The organism is Stenotrophomonas oahuensis, assembly GCF_031834595.1.
Classification (GTDB): Bacteria; Pseudomonadota; Gammaproteobacteria; order Xanthomonadales; family Xanthomonadaceae; genus Stenotrophomonas; species Stenotrophomonas oahuensis.
This window is the reverse complement of the sequence record NZ_CP115541.1, coordinates 4016247-4033310: the sequence shown is the minus strand read 5'-3', so window position 1 is coordinate 4033310 and position 17064 is coordinate 4016247. Positions and strand designations below refer to the sequence as shown.

The 17064-nt window shown below is 64.4% G+C and carries 10 protein-coding genes; 8 read left to right on the top strand and 2 right to left on the bottom strand.

The window, feature by feature from the left end; genetic code table 11:
• Nucleotides 1-23 precede the first annotated feature (23 nt).
• The gene (locus tag PDM29_RS17935) at nucleotides 24-3038 is read left to right on the top strand and encodes an autotransporter outer membrane beta-barrel domain-containing protein (RefSeq protein ID WP_311191399.1); all 3015 of its coding nucleotides are present in this window, start codon (nucleotides 24-26) and stop codon (nucleotides 3036-3038) included.
• A 58-nt stretch (nucleotides 3039-3096) separates the two neighbouring features.
• Here PDM29_RS17935 and PDM29_RS17930 read toward each other — a convergent pair whose 3' ends face one another.
• Together PDM29_RS17930 and PDM29_RS17925 are read right to left on the bottom strand one after the other, a co-directional pair.
• Nucleotides 3097-3480 carry a tautomerase family protein gene (locus tag PDM29_RS17930; protein WP_311191398.1) on the bottom strand — a complete coding sequence of 128 codons (384 nt, stop codon included), beginning with the start codon at nucleotides 3478-3480 and terminating at the stop codon, nucleotides 3097-3099.
• A 156-nt stretch (nucleotides 3481-3636) separates the two neighbouring features.
• Entirely contained in the window at nucleotides 3637-4692 is a 1056-nt protein-coding gene (locus PDM29_RS17925) for a LacI family DNA-binding transcriptional regulator (RefSeq protein WP_425508688.1), read from the bottom strand.
• A 323-nt stretch (nucleotides 4693-5015) separates the two neighbouring features.
• On the opposite strand from PDM29_RS17925, the gene PDM29_RS17920 reads away from it, so the two are divergent.
• The 7 genes from PDM29_RS17920 (at nucleotide 5016) to PDM29_RS17890 (ending at nucleotide 17060) form a co-directional block, all read left to right on the top strand.
• The gene (locus tag PDM29_RS17920) at nucleotides 5016-8150 is read left to right on the top strand and encodes a TonB-dependent receptor (RefSeq protein WP_311191396.1); all 3135 of its coding nucleotides are present in this window, start codon (nucleotides 5016-5018) and stop codon (nucleotides 8148-8150) included.
• A gap of 67 nt (nucleotides 8151-8217) precedes the next feature.
• Nucleotides 8218-8973 (top strand): SapC family protein, encoded by a 756-nt coding sequence (locus tag PDM29_RS17915; RefSeq protein WP_311191395.1) that lies wholly within the window; start codon nucleotides 8218-8220, stop codon nucleotides 8971-8973.
• 3 nt (nucleotides 8974-8976) lie between these two features.
• Nucleotides 8977-9996: a cupin-like domain-containing protein gene (locus PDM29_RS17910; RefSeq protein ID WP_311191394.1), complete on the top strand. Its 1020-nt coding sequence runs from the start codon at nucleotides 8977-8979 to the stop codon at nucleotides 9994-9996.
• Nucleotides 9997-10009: 13 nt separating this feature from the next.
• A complete protein-coding gene (locus tag PDM29_RS17905; protein ID WP_311191393.1) occupies nucleotides 10010-11539 on the top strand; it encodes a tryptophan halogenase family protein in 1530 nt (509 codons plus the stop codon).
• A 66-nt stretch (nucleotides 11540-11605) separates the two neighbouring features.
• A complete protein-coding gene (gene xylB / locus PDM29_RS17900) occupies nucleotides 11606-13099 on the top strand; it encodes a xylulokinase (RefSeq protein ID WP_311191392.1) in 1494 nt (497 codons plus the stop codon).
• Nucleotides 13100-13143: 44 nt separating this feature from the next.
• Nucleotides 13144-14478 carry a xylose isomerase gene (xylA, locus tag PDM29_RS17895; RefSeq protein ID WP_311191391.1) on the top strand — a complete coding sequence of 445 codons (1335 nt, stop codon included), beginning with the start codon at nucleotides 13144-13146 and terminating at the stop codon, nucleotides 14476-14478.
• A gap of 23 nt (nucleotides 14479-14501) precedes the next feature.
• Nucleotides 14502-17060 carry a glycoside hydrolase family 3 protein gene (locus PDM29_RS17890; protein WP_311191390.1) on the top strand — a complete coding sequence of 853 codons (2559 nt, stop codon included), beginning with the start codon at nucleotides 14502-14504 and terminating at the stop codon, nucleotides 17058-17060.
• Nucleotides 17061-17064: the final 4 nt, after the last annotated feature.

The window sequence follows — 17064 nt, the reverse complement described above, 5'->3', positions numbered from 1 at the left end:
TTTCAACTGCTCTTGGGGAAAACATGGCGTACACGAAGCGCATTGCCTGGAACAGGGCAACGGGCCGATTTGATGTTGTGCTCGATTACACGGCTGCAGCGGAGCAGGACGTAGCCCGACGGCTGCCGAAGGCCTGGCTGATGGGCGCGGCCACACTGACCGGCCTCACCGGCACAGCGGCGGCAGCACCCAGCACGTCCACCTACCAGAAGGCTTCCGACGACCAGCTCAACGGGCTGGACGGGGAAAGCATCCGGATCTTCCACTACGACACCGGCATCAATCCGCTTTCGCTGACGGACGCGGACGCCGCGACCGCACTGGGCGAACCGGACATGACCGGCTTCGCAGACAACGTGCTCAAGGTCGACGGTCAGTACGTCGGTTTGTTCTCAAAAACCGAGAACGGGCAGACGGTCGAGAACCAGATGTCCTACCAGGCCCTGCACGGCGGTGGCCACGGCGCGTGGATGAGCTATTCGCTGCTGCACATTGTGCCGGACGCCACGCTGCTTACCGGTAGTGGCAGCACGGTGGACGATTGGTGGAATGCCTTCGCGACCGCCAGCGACCCGGATGGCTTCGGTGCGCGCACCATGAGCGCGTCCTATTTCGTGTGGTACCCGTCGCAGATCACCGATGATCGGCTGAACTCCGTGCCCACGTCTTGGCGCAATGCGTGGCGCGAGATCAAGGACAACGATGCCCTGATCCTCCTGGCCGCAGGTAACAGCGGCAGCGGCAATACCCAGGTAGTTCAGCCGTTCGTGTACGGCACCGTGCCACTGGAAGATGCGCAGTACTACGGCAACTACGTGGTTGTCGTGGCCACGCCGGGTGGCAACACCACGGGCCAGTACAACTGGAGCCGGCAGAACTGCGGCCATGCCATGTACTGGTGTCTGGCGGCGGTGGAAGGCACCCTGCAACGCGATGCCAGTGGCAATATCCTGCGCGCGGCGAACGGCCACTGGTCGTACAGCCTGGCCGGCGGCACCTCCTGGTCGGCACCCAATGCCAATGCGATCACCGCGCTAGTGGCCGAGCGTTACCCGTGGATGTCCGCGCGCAACCTGATGGAAGTGGTGCTGGGTACCGCCACCGACATGAGCACCACCGACCGCAGCGCAAATGCGAACCTGCTGGCCGGTATCAACGCGTATTCCGGTTGGGGCGAGATCAATCCGGATGCCGCCCTGGGTGGCTACGGCCAGTTTGCCTGGGGACAGAGCAAGCTGGATATCCCGGCTGGCGTTACCGCGTACTTCGACAACAACATTGGTGACGACCGCGCTGACACCGTCACCACCGGCATCTACAACAATGATGCGGCCAGCCTGGGCGGCGTGAGCCGCACGTTGGCCGGCGGCTTCGACAAGACCGGTTCGGGCACGCTGGTGCTCAACGGCAACAACACCTACCGCGGCAGCGGCAACGTGCGCGCGGGCAGGGTGGTGGTCAATGGCACCAACAACCAGGCGGCATTCACCGTGGCACCCGGCGCGGTTTTGCAGGCGGGTGACAACACGCAAGGCATGTCCGTGGGCTCGCTGGACAATGCCGGTACGCTCGCCTTGCCACACCGTGGCACTGAATTCGACGTACTGGGTGACTACGCCGGTCAGGATCTCAGCCGGCTGTGGGTGGATGCTTACCTCGCCGATGCCGCGACTACCGAAACGGCGCTGCTGCACATTGGCGGAAGCAGCACTGGCAGTACCCAGGTGAGCATCGACAACGCCGGTGGTCCGGGAGGACTTATCGCCCGGACCGAGGCACAGTCCTGGGGGCACAAGGTCATCCAGGTGGACGGCACGTCGGGCGCCGAGTTCGTGCAGGCTGGCCGCGTCGTGGCCGGTGCCTACGACTATCAGTTGCGTCGTGGCGGTGCCAACAGCGCGGATGCAGCCAACAGGAACTGGTATCTGAGCAGCAGCATTGAAGCTGTGCCGGTACCGGTACCCGAACCGATGCCGACGCCGACGCCGGAACCCACCCCGACTCCAGTGCCGACCCCGGAACCGTCTCCTGCACCGGTCGAACCCGTGCCTTCGCCGATGCCGGCAGAGCCGGTGCCGCTGCCGGGCGACGGCCAGCAGATGCTGCGCCCGGAGGCCGCTGCCTATCTGGCCAGCGCCATTGCATCCCGCTCGATGTTCAACGATGACCGGCCGGGCCGCGTTACGGGTGACCGTTACAGCCCCACGCGCTGGCGAGACAAAGGCCACCGCGATATCTGGGCCAGCGTGCGCGGCAACGAGCACCGCTTCAATGCGTCCGGTGGCGCAGCCGTGGATGGGCGTTGGCAGACCCTGCAGGTCGGCACCAGCCAGATGCTCAGCGACCAGTGGTCGGTGGGCGTGAAGGGCGGACAGGGGCAGTACGACGTGGATTCCACCTCGCGCAGCACCGGCTACCGCGCCAGGGGGCGGTCGACTGGCGTCATGCTGGGGGTCTATGCGGACTATCGGCAGTCGCTGGATGATGCGACCGGCTTGAGTCTGGCGTTTGATTCGTCCGGTACCCGGATGCGTCACCGCATTCAGGGCGACGGCCTGGCCCAGGAGCGTTTCCGCAGCACGGACTGGAGCACCTCGGCCGAGGCCGGCTATGGCTTCGCTCTCAACGCCTCGCTGGACGGCAAGGTGGTGCTGCGACCGCACGTTGGATTGGAGTGGTCCCGTTCGGGTCCGTCGGCATTGACCGAGGCCAATGGCACCGAACTGAGGTTTGAACGAAGCGCGCCGCTGCGGAGCAGGGTGGGCCTGGACGTCATGGGTGACTTCCACGCGGGCAAGGCCATTCGGTTCCAGCCCTATATCGGAGCACAGCTGATCCGGCAGGGCTCGAAGACATCGCTGCTGATGGACGGCAGCGAAGTGGAGATCGATGGCTCGGAGCAGATCACGCAGTTCCGCGCAGGTGTGCAGGCCCGCCTGTCGACCAATATGCGTGCAGAGATCGGCCTGCGCCGCGACACAGGCAATGGCGGCTACCGCCAGACCACCGCCAAGGCGGAACTCTCCATGAGCTTCTAGGCACCCGTAGAGCCACGCCCTGCGTGGCTGCACCCTGACCGATGCGCGATGAAGCGGATCAGGTCACATACTGAGCCACACCATTGCCGAATGACCAGTTCTCCTTCCTGACCTCCACGAGGTAGATGAAGACATCCTCCTTGCGGAGTCCGATCTTCTCGTGGACACCGTCGGCAATCGCCTGGAACAGCGCCTTCTTCAACTCGACGCTTCGGCCTTCACTGATGGTGAGATGGATGAACACCATCGCGTCGGTGCGCTCAATGCCCAGGTAGCTGTCGTCGAACACGAAATGCGCGGCATCATGCTCGGTGATCAACTGGAAGTTGTCACGGTCGGGCACGTTGATGGTTTCGCGCATGGCCGCGTAAACCACCTCGCCAATCCGGCGGCCCAGCGTCGGGTCGTCGCGCTTGATCAGGTCAATCCGCACTACAGGCATGGCCTACCTCATCCGGCTGGCTGCAGGGGTGCAGCAGCCGGAGTATAGGGCGGTCAAGTGACCCAAATCCGTAGAGCCACGCCCTGCGTGGCTGTGTTCGGTGTCAGACACGGTCGAAGCCACGCAGGGCGTGGCTCTACATCGAACATCGCATTATCAGCCGGACGGTTTGGACACCGACCCGCGCAGGATCAACCGGTGCGGCAACACCCGGTTGACGATGCCGCGCCCTGAACCCGGCGCTTGCCGTATCTCCCGCAGCAGAATCTCAACCGCTGCATCCGCCATCTCCGCCACCGGCTGATGCAGGGTAGTCAGTTCCGGCCACACCATGGTCGCGGCCGACGTGTCATCGAACCCCACCACCGAAAGATCACCGGGCACGTCCAGCCCGCGCCGGTGCGCGACCGAAACCACCGCCGAGGCCATGTCGTCGTTGCTGGCAAAGATCGCTGTGGGCCGATTACGCAGTGACAACAACCGCTCCGCGGCCTGCAACCCGGAGCGGTAGGTGAAATGACCTGGCTGGACAACGCTGTCATCGAACTGGATACCCGCCGCTGAGAGGGCATCCAGATACCCCAGCCAGCGATGCGCGCTTGCGGTCTGGTTGGGGTCGCCCTTGATGTAGCCGATACGCCGGTGCCCCTGTGCAATCAGATGCGTCACCATGTCGTAGCTGGCGCGGTGATCGTCGATGCGCACGCAGGACACCTTGTCGCTCAGATGGCCCGAGGCAATCGCCACCACTGGAATGCCGGCTTGAACAAACTCCATGACGATGGCGCGTGATTCGCATAGCGGCGGTGGCAGGATGACACCCGCCACATTCTCGGCGAGCTGTCGCGCGGCCTCGCGGCGTGCCTTGGCGTCCAACCCGTCCCAGGTGGCGATCATCAGCTGCGCGGCAGCCCGTGTAGAGCCGCGCAGCGCACCGACGAGCAGTTCGCGCAGATAGCTTGAACTGGGATTGGTGTAGATCAGCGCAATGGAAACATGCTGTGCGGCAGCCAGTGCACTGGCCGCGGGGTTGGGGCGATAGTCCAGTTCACGCACGCTGCGCAGTACCCGGTCGCGATTGCTTTCGCGCACGCTGGCGTGCCCATTCATTACACGCGAAACCGTCATCGCAGACACGCCTGCATGCGCGGCTACTTCATCAATGGTGATTGCACTCGCTTTCCGTCGGACCGCCTTGCTGCTGTTTTTCACGCAATGGGTTCCTTTGCTGCGCTGCATGATGACAACCGTGTGACCGGGTGATTAGTCTGCGCCCTGACGAGATGGTAGCGCTACCACTGAGCCAGGGTAAGACTCAGAAATGTGCCCCCCAATGCCATGCGGTCGATCTGGCAGTTCTGAAAGCGAGTTGAGTCGCAGTTCGTGCAAAGCGCACTGCGATGTTCAGTGTGGAAGACGGGCATCGCCCGTAGGTGGCCCCCGGAAGGGGCGATACATCCATTCGATCGTATGTCAGAGGGGAGCGTCATGAGTGCTTGTACGTTTCGCCGTACCGCGCAGCTGGGGGCCCGTTCATGAGCCGCAAGCTGGCGAAGTTCAAATCCCGGGCCATGTTCACCTTCGTGGGTGGCATCCTGGTCATCAATCCGGCGTTCGCGCAGGACGCCACCACCGCGGATCCTGCGCCGCAACAGCAGCAGGCCCAGTCCAGCCCGACGCAGCTGGACACGGTGCAGGTCACCGGCATCCGCAACAGCCTCAGCCAGGCCATGGATATCAAGCGCGACTCGGCCGGCGTGGTCGACGCGATCAGTGCCGAGGACATCGGCAAGTTCCCTGATACCAACCTGGCCGAGTCGCTGCAACGCATCACCGGCATCTCGATCGAGCGTCGTGACGGCGAAGGCGCCCAGGTGACCGCGCGAGGCTTCGGCCCGCAGTTCAACATGGTGACCCTCAACGGGCGCCAGATGCCGGGTGCGGACGCCTTCGGTGCGGCAGGGCAGGTGGCCATCGGCGGCATTGATGGCGGTACCCGCGCGTTCAACTTTGCCCAGCTGGCCGCAGAGGCCATCAACGGCATCGAGGTGTACAAGACCAGCCAGGCCAATGTGCCCAGCGGTGGCATCGGTGCCACCATCAACATCCTGACGGCGCGTCCGTTCGATCATAACGGCCTGGTCGCCAGTGCCGGAGCAAAGGCGGTCTACGACGACAGCCAGCCGTTCGACAACGACCTGACCCCGGAACTGTCCGGCATCTTCAGCTACAGCAATCCGGACAAGACCTGGGGCGTCGGGGTCAGCGCCAGCTACCAGAAGCGCAAGGGTGGTTCGGTGCAGGCCACCAACAACTACTGGAACATCCAGCCGTGGACCGGCACCCTGCCGGGCAACCCGACCGTGACCAATGCGCCGGCCATTGGGGCGCTGTATGCGCGCCCGAATGACCTTCGCTATGCGTTCTCCGAGTTCGAACGCGAGCGTATCAATGGTCAGGCGGTGTTGCAGTTTGCTCCCACCGACGCGGTGACCCTGACCCTGGACTACACCTATTCGACCAACGAGATCGAAGAGAATCGTGGCGAGCAGGGCATGTGGCTGCAGAACAGCAACTACACCGACGTCACCTTCGATACCAGCGGTGCAATTGCCACGCCTGTGTACATCCGGGAAATCGCCGGCACCAAGGACTTCGGGCTTGAACAGCAGCGCAGCATGCAGAAGTACAAGCTGGGCTCGCTCGGTTTCAATGCCAAGTGGGACGTCACCGACCGGTTCAAGCTGAGCTTTGACGCGCACAATTCGAAGAACGAAAGCCGGCCGAACGATCCGCTGACCGGCGGCGGCTCCATCTTCTCCAGCATCGCCGGCACCAACAACTGCACCACCGGGCCGCATTGCGGTGGCTCCTATGTGCAGGAGATGGTGTTCAACAATGGTCTGCCGGTAGGCACCAAGGTCTGGTATCCGACCACGGCCGATGCGATCGCCGGCACCAACGGAGTGGTCAATCCCGCCTTCGAGTCGGGTGAAATCGGTTCGCAGGTGCTGCGCATCAACTCGCAGACCCAGATCAGCGAGATCAAGCAGGGTCGCGTTGACGGTGAATGGAGCTTCGACTCAGGCCGTTTCCAGTTTGGCGTCGATTCCAGCAAGCAGACCACCCACCGCATCCAGGCCGCGGAGAACTACAACACCCTGGGCGACTGGGGCGTGGCCAATGTTGACGGAGATGTGGCCAACGGGCTGATGGACCTGCTGCAGCCGGTCAACATCGTAGGCCTGTTCGACGACTACAGCGCCAACAGCTTCACCGCCTGGCGCGGCGATGCCGGCCGGCTCGCGCAGTGGGCGGCAGCCAATTACGGTGCCAACCTGGGCGTCAGCCCGCAGAATGCGGCCGACAACCGGGTGGAGGAAAAGACCAAGTCGGCTTACTTCCAGATCGAGCTGGACGGCGAACTGGGCGGCATGCGCACCAATACGCGATTGGGCGTGCGCTATGAAACCACCGACGTGGTGTCGACGTCGATCATCGCCATTCCCGAGGCGATCGAGTGGCAGTCGAACAACGACTTCCGCGTGGTTCTGTCCGATGAGCAGCAGCCGTTCACCGAGAAGAATAAGTACAGCTACATCCTGCCCAATCTCGATTTCAGCATCGACCTCATGGACGATCTGAAGGGCCGCGTTTCGTTCGGCAAGAGCATCGCGCGCGCGCCGATCGGCAACCTGTACGCAGGCCCGACCGCACAGCAACCGTTTGGCTCGGTGCTGATCGACCCCTCTGTGCGAGCCAGCGGCACGGCACAGAACCCGCAGTTGAAGCCGCTGGAATCGGATAACCTGGATCTGGCGCTGGAGTGGTACTTCGCCGACGCAAGCTACGTGTCGGTGACGTACTGGAACAAGCAGGTGGCCAATTTCATCGGCAACACCATTGTGCAGGAGAATCTGTACGGCCTGCGTGATCCTACCTCTGGTCCTGATGCACAGGCGGCGCTTGCCTTCCTGACGAGTGGCGCATGCGTCAGCCAGGTGGGCGCGGCCAATGCAGCGGCCTGTAATGCCAATGACACCGCGCTGTTCACCGCGCTGGCGCTGTTGCGCAACAACCCGGCCGGGTTGGGAGCCTACAACGGTACAGATGCACAGGTTCTGGCCACCGAAGCGGCCTACGACCTGTATGGCACGGCGGCCGACCCGCTGTACCAGTTCAACGTCAACCGCCCCATCAACCAGAACGAATCCAAGCTGCACGGCTGGGAACTGGGCGGGCAGTACTTCTTCGGGGACACCGGGTTCGGCGTGCTGGCCAACTACACCATCGTCAACGGCGACGTGGGCTACAACGATGCAGGTGATCCGAACATCGACCAGTTCTCGCTCACTGGCCTGAGCGATACCGCCAATGTGATGCTGATGTATGAAAAGTATGGCTGGTCGGTCCGCCTGGCCTGGAACTGGCGCGACGAGTACCTGATCCTGGCCAACCAGGGCGCCAGCCGAAACCCGTACTATGTGGAAGAGTACGATCAGTGGGATCTCAGCGTGAACTACACGCTGAATGACAACTGGTCGTTCGGACTGGAAGCAATCAACCTGACTGGTGAGGACGTCCGTTGGCGTTCGCGCACTTCGCAGATGATCGTGAAACTGGCTGACCAGAGTCCGCGTTACATGCTGGGCGTTCGCTACAGGTTCTGATCGGGTACGGGTGCCACTGCATGTGCGGTGGCACCCGCGCAAGGCTCTGATGGGATTGGATGAGACGATGGCGCGTTACGAAATGCTCAACAACATTGCCCACCGGGACCTGCGCGTGGCCACCGGTTTCGGGCCCGAGTTTGGTGACGCGGTGGGCATGGTGCCGGCGTACCCAAGCGAGTTCGCGGAGCTGCAGCGTGAGTACCCGATCTTCCTGAGGAAAGACGCCGCTACCGGGGAATGGCAGTCGGTAGCGCTGCTCGGTTTCGAACAGCACGAGAATCTGTACCTGCAGGACGGGCGCTGGAATGCGTCCTACCTGCCTGGCGCGGCAGCCAAAGGGCCGTTCCTGATCGGTTTTCAGGAGCAGCGCATCGACGGCGCGCTGACCCAGGAGGCGGTACTCCACGTGGATCTGGATCATCCGCGGGTGTCCGCGGTGCAGGGTGAGCCGGTGTTTCTGCCGCAGGGCGGCAATACACCTTATCTCGACCATATTGCCGGCGTGCTGCGCGGCATCCACGATGGGCATGCATACGGCACGCAGATGTTCGCGACGCTCGATGCCAAGGGCTTGATCCAGCCGGTGGCGCTGGACGTGCAGCTCGACCCGCAGCACCGGGTGAACGTCAATGGGCTGCATGCCATCGACCGGGATCGGCTGGCCCAGCTGGACGGCGCGGCGCTGGCCGAACTGAATCGTGCCGGCTATCTGGAAGGGGTGTATCTGATGCTGGCGTCGCTGCACAACATGCGCCGCCTGATCGCTGAGAAGCAGCGACGCCTGCGCGTGCAGGACGCTGCCATGTCCAGCAGGAACTGACCGATGCTGCACGGCGTTGCCATGCGGTCGCTGGACGGGTTGGATCCCGCCGCGCTGCCCATGGAGGCACTGGTGGCCGCCGGTGAGCCGGTGGTGTTGCGCGGCATTGCACGGGACTGGGCGCTGGTCCAGGCAGGGCGACGGTCCACTGCAGACGCGCTGGATTATCTTCGGGGTTTCGACGCCGGCGTACCGGTGCAGTATTCATTCGGCGCGCCCGAGATCAACGGCCGCCCGTTCTACAACGCAGACTTCACCCAGTTGAACTTCGAGGTCCGGCGCGGGGTGCTGGGCGCGGTGCTGGATGAGATTGCCGGCACCTTCGACGTTCCGCGCCCACCCACCTACTATGTGGCCTCGCTGCTGATCGAGCGGGCCTTGCCCGGCTTCGCCCAGGACAACGACGCCGGCCTTGCAGCGCTGGGCATCAATGCGTCGGCCAGCATCTGGATCGGCAACCGGGTCACCGCCTCCTGCCATTTCGACACACCGGACAACCTGGCCTGCTGCGCCGTCGGCCGGCGCCGGTTCACCCTGTTTCCACCGGATCAGATCGACAACCTCTATCCGGGGCCGCTGGAACCGACCCCAGGCGGACAGGTGGTCAGCGTAGTGGATTTCGACCAGCCGGATTTCGACCGCCACCCACGCTTCCGTGAAGCATTGGCAAGCGCGCAGAGCGCGGTGCTGGAGCCCGGCGATGGGATCTTCATTCCCAGCATGTGGTGGCATCACGTGCGCAGCCTCGAGCCGTTCAACGTGCTGGTGAATTACTGGTGGCGCAGCTCGCCGGCCTTCCTGTCTTCACCTCTGCCTGCGCTGCAGCACGCCATGTGGGCACTGCGCGATCTTCCGGAACGGGAAAAGCAGGCGTGGGCAAAGATCTTCGAGTACTACGTTTTCGGTCCTGGCGAGCGGGCGGGGCAGCACCTGCCCGAGGCCGCACGCGGGGAACTGGCACCGTTCGACGAGTCGCAGGCACGCCGTGTGCGCGCCCAGCTGCTGGGTCGACTCAATCGTTGAGGGGAGCAAAGCATTGAACGCTGCTGAGACAACCGAAGGACGGATCCGCAGGGTGGTCATTGCCGGCGGTGGCACGGCTGGCTGGCTGGCCGGCTGCGCGCTGTCGCATCAGTTCCGTGACCAGCTGGAGATCACCCTGGTGGAGTCGGAGCAGATTGGAACTGTGGGGGTAGGCGAGTCGACGGTACCGCCCATCCGCACCTTCCACCGCTTCCTGCAGATCGACGAACAGGAGTTCCTGCGCGAAGTGGCCGGCACGTTCAAACTCTCGATCTCATTTGAGAACTGGCGTCGGCCCGGCGAACGGTTCTTCCATCCGTTCGGCACCATCGGCCAGAACACCTGGGCCACGCCGTTCCATCACTTCTGGCTGGACAGCCTGCGTCGCGGCATGCCGTCGGACCTGGGCGACTTCTGCCTGGAGAGCCTGGCCTCGCGCGGGGACCAGTTCTCGCTGGATACCCAGCCGCAGGTGAGCTACGCCTACCACTTCGATGCCGGGCTATACGCCAAGTTCCTGCGGCGCAGGGCAGAAGCGCAAGGGCTGAGGCGCGTGGAAGGCAAGATCCGCGAAGTCCGGCAGCACGCACATGACGGTTCGGTGCAGGCACTGGTGCTGGAGGACGGGCAGGTCATCGAAGGCGATCTGTTCATCGACTGCACCGGCTTCCGCGGCCTGCTCATCGAGCAGACACTGAAGACCGGCTACGAGGACTGGCACGAATGGCTGCCCAGTGACCGCGCCGTGGCCGTGCAGACCGAATCGGTGGCACCGCCGGTGCCGTATACGCGCGCGATCGCACATGAAGCGGGCTGGCGTTGGCATATCGCACTGCAGCACCGGGTCGGCTGCGGGCTGGTGTTTTCCAGCCGTCACATGTCCGACGACGAGGCGCATGCCAAGTTGCTGCGTGATGTGGACGGCGAACCACTGCGTGACCCGTGGCTGGTGCCGTTCCGCAGCGGGCGCCGGCTGAAGGCCTGGAACCAGAATGTGGTGTCGCTGGGCCTGGCCAGCGGTTTCATCGAGCCGCTTGAGTCCACCAGCATCCACCTGACCATCAGCGCCGTGGTACGGCTGATCCAGTTGTTCCCGTCCGATGGCATCAGCCCGTCGCTGGTGCGGCTGTTCAACGAGGTCAGCCAGCAGGAAATGGAGCACGTGCGCGACTTCATCATCCTGCACTACCACGCCACCCAGCGCGACGAGCCGATGTGGAAGGCATGTCGCGAGATGGCCCTGCCGGATTCGCTGGACATCCGCCTGCGTGCCTGGCGCGAGCGGGCGCACGCGTGGCAGGACCCGGGCGAACTGTTCCGCGTGGATTCCTGGACCAGTGTATTGATGGGGCAGGGGATCCAGCCCGGTGCCCCGCATCCATTGGCGCGTGCCCTGAGCGACCCCGATCTGCGCACCTTGCTGACGCGCATCCAGCAGCCGCTGCATCAGGCGGTTGCCCGGATGCCCTCGCAGGACAGGTTCATCGAGCAGTACTGCAGGGCGGCACCGGACGTGTGGCCGTCGCGCGTGGCCATGGCATAGCCGCCGCGCGGCCTTCTGCCGGCCGCTCAAGGTAGCGCTAACTTTAATTTTTCAAAGGGTGTTTTGATGGATCTGGTTGCGGGAATTGATGCGGGTACGCAAAGCCTGAAGGTGGTGGTCTACGACGCGGCCGGGCAGGCCATCGTGGCCGCTGCAAGCGCGCCGCTCGAACTGAGCAGCGGCAGCGATGGCAGCCGTGAACAACGGCCAGCCGACTGGGTTGCGGCGCTGCATGCGTGTTTCAGCGCACTGGACCCCGGCATACGCGCGAACATCGCCGCACTGGCGGTGTCGGGCCAGCAACACGGCTTCGTGCCAGTGGATGCGGCGGGGGAGGTGCTGGCACCGGCCAAACTCTGGTGCGATACCAGCACCTCGGCCGAGTGCGTGCAGATCATGGACGCGGTGGGCGGACCCGCCCGCACCATTGAACTGGCGGGCAATCCGGTGCTGACCGGTTACACGGCGTCGAAGCTGCCGTGGACCAAGGCGCATCGCCCTGAAGCCTACGCGCGCCTGGCGACCATCCTGCTGCCCCACGACTACCTCAACTTCGTGCTGACCGGCCAGCGCTTCTGCGAATACGGGGACGCCTCCGGTACCGGCTGGCTGGACGTGCGCACCCGCACCTGGTCCAACGAACTGCTGCGTGCCACCGATCCGGATCGGGACCTTGCGGAATGCCTGCCGCCCATCGCCGGGCCTGATGCCTTGTTCGGCGTGGATCCTGCCACCGCTGCTGCACTCGGCATCCCGGCTGCCGCGAAAGTGGCGGTCGGAGGCGGCGACAACATGATGGCTGCCATTGGTACCGGGTGCGTCGTCCCCGGGCGTCTGGCCATGAGCCTCGGCACCTCCGGAACCTTGTTTGCCTACTCCGATACCCCGGTGGTGGACCCGGAAGGCGCGTGGGCCGCGTTCTGTTCCTCCACCGGCGGCTGGCTGCCGCTGATCTGCACCATGAACTGCACGGTGGTGACCGAGCAGGTCGCCAAGGCCTTCGGATTCAGCACCCGTGATGGCGATGCGCACCTGCGCGCCACCGCGCCAGGTGCCGAGGGGCTGGTGATGCTGCCGTTCCTCAACGGCGAGCGCACCCCGGATCTGCCGCACGGTAAAGGCGTTCTGGCGGGCCTGGATACCACCAACATGACCCCGGCGCACCTCTACCGCGCGGCGATGGAAGGGGCTACGTACAGCCTGAAGTACGGCTACGACGCATTCGTGCGTGCCGGCATGCAGTTCGACCGCATTGTGTTGACCGGCGGCGGCAGCAACAGTGCCGAGTGGCGCCAGCTGGTCGCCGATGTATTCGGCCTGCCGGTGGAGGTGCCAGTGCAGGCCGAAGGCGCAGCGTTCGGTGCTGCGCTGCAGGCACTGTGGGCGCTGGGCCGTTCGCGCGGCGATGCGGCCTCCATCCACGACATCACCGATCGGCACGTCGCGCTGGAGGCATCGCTTTCGGCACGCCCGGACCCGGCACGCAGCCAGGCCTATGCCAGCGCCTACACACGCTATCTGCGCCACCTCGACGCCATCACGCCGCTGCAGCGCGGCTGATCTCACTTTTCGCGACACCTCGCATAACCAAAGGAACATGCACCATGAGCACGCAGCCCTACATCGGCGCCAAGGAATACTTCCCCGGCATTGGCCGCATCCCGTTCGAAGGTCGCGGCTCGGACAATCCGCTGGCGTTCAAGGTCTACGACGCCAACAAGGTCATTGGCGGCAAGACCATGCAGGAGCACCTGCGTTTCGCCGTGTGCTACTGGCATACCTTCTGCAACGCCGGGCATGATCCGTTCGGTCCGGGTACCCGCCATTTCCCGTGGGAATCGAGCTCGCCCATGGCGACTGCTGAAGCCAAGGTGGATGCGGCGTTCGAGTTCTTCACCAAGCTGGGCGTGCCGTATTGGTGCTTCCACGACATTGACCTGGCCCCGGATGCTGACGACCCGGCGCAGTACGAGAAGAACCTGAAGCACATGGTCGGCCTGGCCAAGGCCCGCCAGGAGGCCACCGGCATGAAGCTGCTGTGGGGCACGGCGAACCTGTTCTCGCACCCGCGCTACATGAACGGTGCTTCGACCAACCCGGACTTCGCCGTGGTCGCGCGCGCCGCCGTGCAGGTCAAGGCGGCACTGGAAGCGACCGTCGAGCTGGGCGGTGAGCACTATGTGTTCTGGGGCGGCCGTGAAGGCTATGCCTCGCTGGTGAACACGCAGATGAAGCGGGAGGTCGACCACTTCGCCCGCTTCCTTACCATGGCCCGCGACTATGGCCGCAGCATCGGCTTGAAGGGCAACTTCCTGATCGAGCCGAAGCCGATGGAGCCGATGAAGCACCAGTACGACTTCGACAGCGCCACCGTGGCCGGCTTCCTGAAGGAGCACGGGCTGGAGAAGGACTTCAAGCTCAACATCGAGGCCAACCACGCGACGTTGTCCGGCCACACCTTCGAGCACGACCTGCAGGTGGCCTCCGACCACGGCCTGCTCGGCAGCATCGACGCCAATCGCGGCAACGCCCAGAACGGCTGGGATACCGACCAGTTCCCGACCGACCTGTACGACACAGTGGGCGCAATGCTCGTGGTGCTGCGCCAGGGCGGGCTGGAAGGCGGCTTGAACTTTGACGCCAAGGTGCGGCGCGAGTCGACCGATCTGGACGATCTGTTCATTGCCCACATCGGCGGCATGGATGCGTTCGCACGCGGGCTGGAAGTGGCGCATGGCCTGCTGAACGACTCGCCGTGGGAGCAGTGGCGCAAAGAGCGCTACGCCAGCTTCGACAGCGGTGCCGGCCAGCAGTTCGAGCGTGGCGCACTCAGTCTTGTCGACCTGGCGGCGCTCGGTGCGAAGGGCGGCGAGCCGAAGCAGATCAGCGGCAAGCAGGAACGCTACGAAAACCTGATCAACCAGTACCTGTTGCGCTGAGCGCGCCCACAAGGACGACCACCATGACCCACCACTACTCGACGCGCCGTAGCGGCGTACTGATGGTTGCCCTGCTGCTGGCCCTGGCGGCCTGCAAGGGCGATGACAAGGCGGCCTCGCCCGCACCGGCGCAGGCCGATGCGAACCCCTGGCCACAGGTGACCTGGCCGTTGGCCGAAGATGCCGCGATGGAAAGGCGCATCACCAACCTGATGGCGACCATGACCGTCGAGGAGAAGGTGGGTCAGCTGGTGCAGGGCGATATTGCCAGCATCACCCCGGACGATCTGCGCAAGTACCGGCTCGGCTCGATCCTGGCCGGCGGCAACTCCGACCCGGGCGGCCGATATGACGCCTCGCCGGCCGAGTGGCTGGCGCTGGCCGATGCCTTCTATGAAGCGTCGATGGATACCTCACAGGGCGGCAAGGCGATTCCGGTGCTGTTCGGTATCGATGCCGTGCACGGGCAGAGCAACATCGTCGGGGCCACGTTGTTCCCGCACAACATCGGCCTGGGTGCCGCCCGTAATCCGGACCTGCTGCATCGCATCGGCGAGATCACCGCGCTGGAAACCCGTGCCACCGGCATGGAGTGGACGTTCGCTCCCACCGTGGCGGTACCGCAGGACGACCGCTGGGGTCGCACCTACGAGGGCTATTCCGAATCCCCGGACGTCGTGGCCAGCTACTCCGGCCGGATGGTCGAAGGCCTGCAGGGCAAGGTCGGTTCGCCAGAGTTCCTGGATGGCCGGCATGTGATCGCCTCGGTAAAGCATTTCCTTGGTGACGGCGGCACCACCGACGGCAAGGACCAGGGTGATACGAAGATCAGCGAGGCCGAACTGGTGCGCATCCATAACGCCGGCTATCCGCCAGCGATTGAAGCCGGTGCGCAGACCGCGATGGCCTCGTTCAACAGCGTCAACGGCGAGAAGATGCACGGTCACAAGCCGTACCTGACCGACGCGCTGAAAGGTCGCATGAACTTCGGCGGCTTCGTGGTCGGCGACTGGAACGGCCATGGCCAGGTGAAGGGCTGCACCACCACCGACTGCCCGGCCACGATCAACGCCGGCCTGGACATGGCGATGGCTTCGGACAGCTGGAAAGGCTTCTACGAAACCACGCTGGCGGCAGTCAAGGACGGCGCCATCAGCCAGGAGCGGTTGGACGAAGCGGTGCGGCGCATTCTGCGGGTGAAGATGCGCCTGGGCCTGTTCGAAGCCGGCAAGCCCTCCACGCGCGCCGTGGGCGGGCAGTTTGCCCTGATCGGTGCACCGGAGCATCGCGAGGTGGCCCGGCAGGCGGTGCGCGAGTCGCTGGTGCTGCTGAAGAACCAGGGTGCCGTACTGCCGCTGTCGCCGAAGCAGCGCATCCTGGTGGCCGGTGACGGTGCCAATGATGTAGGTAAGCAGGCAGGCGGTTGGACGCTGAACTGGCAGGGTACCGGCACCACCCGCAAGGACTTCCCGAACGCAAACACCATTTACGAAGGTATCGCGAAGCAGGTCAAGGCGGCGGGCGGTGAGGCGGTGCTGGCGGTGGACGGCAAATACACCACCAAGCCGGATGTGGCGGTGGTCGTGTTCGGCGAGAACCCGTATGCCGAGTTTCAGGGCGATCTGCCCACACTGGCCTACAAGCCGGGCGATGATGCAGACCTGGAACTGCTCAAGCGTTTGAAGGCGGACGGCATTCCGGTGGTGGCGGTGTTCCTGAGTGGCCGCCCGCTGTGGGTGAATCGTGAGATCAACGCGTCCGATGCGTTCATCGCAGCCTGGCTGCCCGGTTCGGAAGGTGCAGGCATTGCCGACGTCCTGCTGCGCAAGCCGGATGGCAGCGTGCAGCACGACTTCAAGGGAAAGTTGAGCTTCAGCTGGCCGCGCACTGCGACGCAGTACGCCAACAATGTCGGACAGAAGGACTACAACCCGCAGTTTGCCTTCGGCTACGGCCTCACCTACGCCGACAAGGGCGATCTGGCGGCACTGCCGGAAGAGTCGGGCGTAACCGGTAATGAAGGTGCGGTGGGCGTGTACTTCGCGCGCGGCGACGCCGGTTCCGGCATTGCCCTGCGACTGGAAAACCCGACGGGGCAGGGCGTGACCGTCACCAAAGTGCCGGAATCCCTCGACGGCGATCTGTTGAAGGTCACGGGGGTTGATCACCTTGCGCAGGAAGACGGGCGCCGTCTGGCCTGGTCGGGCAAGGGCGAGGCCACCGTTGCCTTGCAATCGCATACGCCGCTGGACGTTCAGCGCGAAAGCAACGGTGACCTGATGCTGCTGACCACGCTGCGTGTTGACGCTGCGCCCAAGGGCAATGCGTGGCTGGCGGTCGGCTGCGGCACCGGGTGTTCGGCCCGTGTTGACGTGGGTCCGACGCTGGCGGCACTACCGGTGGGTGAATGGAAGCAGGTGGGCATTCCGTTGAAATGCCTGACCACCGCCGGTGCGGATGTCAGCAAGCTGGACCGGCCTTGGTCGCTGGGCACCGCCGGGGCGATGACGGTGTCCGTCTCGCGCGTGGCGCTGGGGGCGTTGAACGAAGCCGAAGTCACGGTTGCATGCCCGGGCAAGTGACCAT

Coding starts and splice junctions, on each gene's coding strand:
- PDM29_RS17935 (WP_311191399.1), top strand. CDS start 24: ATGGCGTACACGAAGCGCATTGCCTGGAACAGGGCAACGGGCCGATTT.
- PDM29_RS17930 (WP_311191398.1), bottom strand. CDS start 3,480: ATGCCTGTAGTGCGGATTGACCTGATCAAGCGCGACGACCCGACGCTG.
- PDM29_RS17920 (WP_311191396.1), top strand. CDS start 5,016: ATGAGCCGCAAGCTGGCGAAGTTCAAATCCCGGGCCATGTTCACCTTC.
- PDM29_RS17915 (WP_311191395.1), top strand. CDS start 8,218: ATGGCGCGTTACGAAATGCTCAACAACATTGCCCACCGGGACCTGCGC.
- PDM29_RS17910 (WP_311191394.1), top strand. CDS start 8,977: ATGCTGCACGGCGTTGCCATGCGGTCGCTGGACGGGTTGGATCCCGCC.
- xylB (WP_311191392.1), top strand. CDS start 11,606: ATGGATCTGGTTGCGGGAATTGATGCGGGTACGCAAAGCCTGAAGGTG.
- xylA (WP_311191391.1), top strand. CDS start 13,144: ATGAGCACGCAGCCCTACATCGGCGCCAAGGAATACTTCCCCGGCATT.
- PDM29_RS17890 (WP_311191390.1), top strand. CDS start 14,502: ATGACCCACCACTACTCGACGCGCCGTAGCGGCGTACTGATGGTTGCC.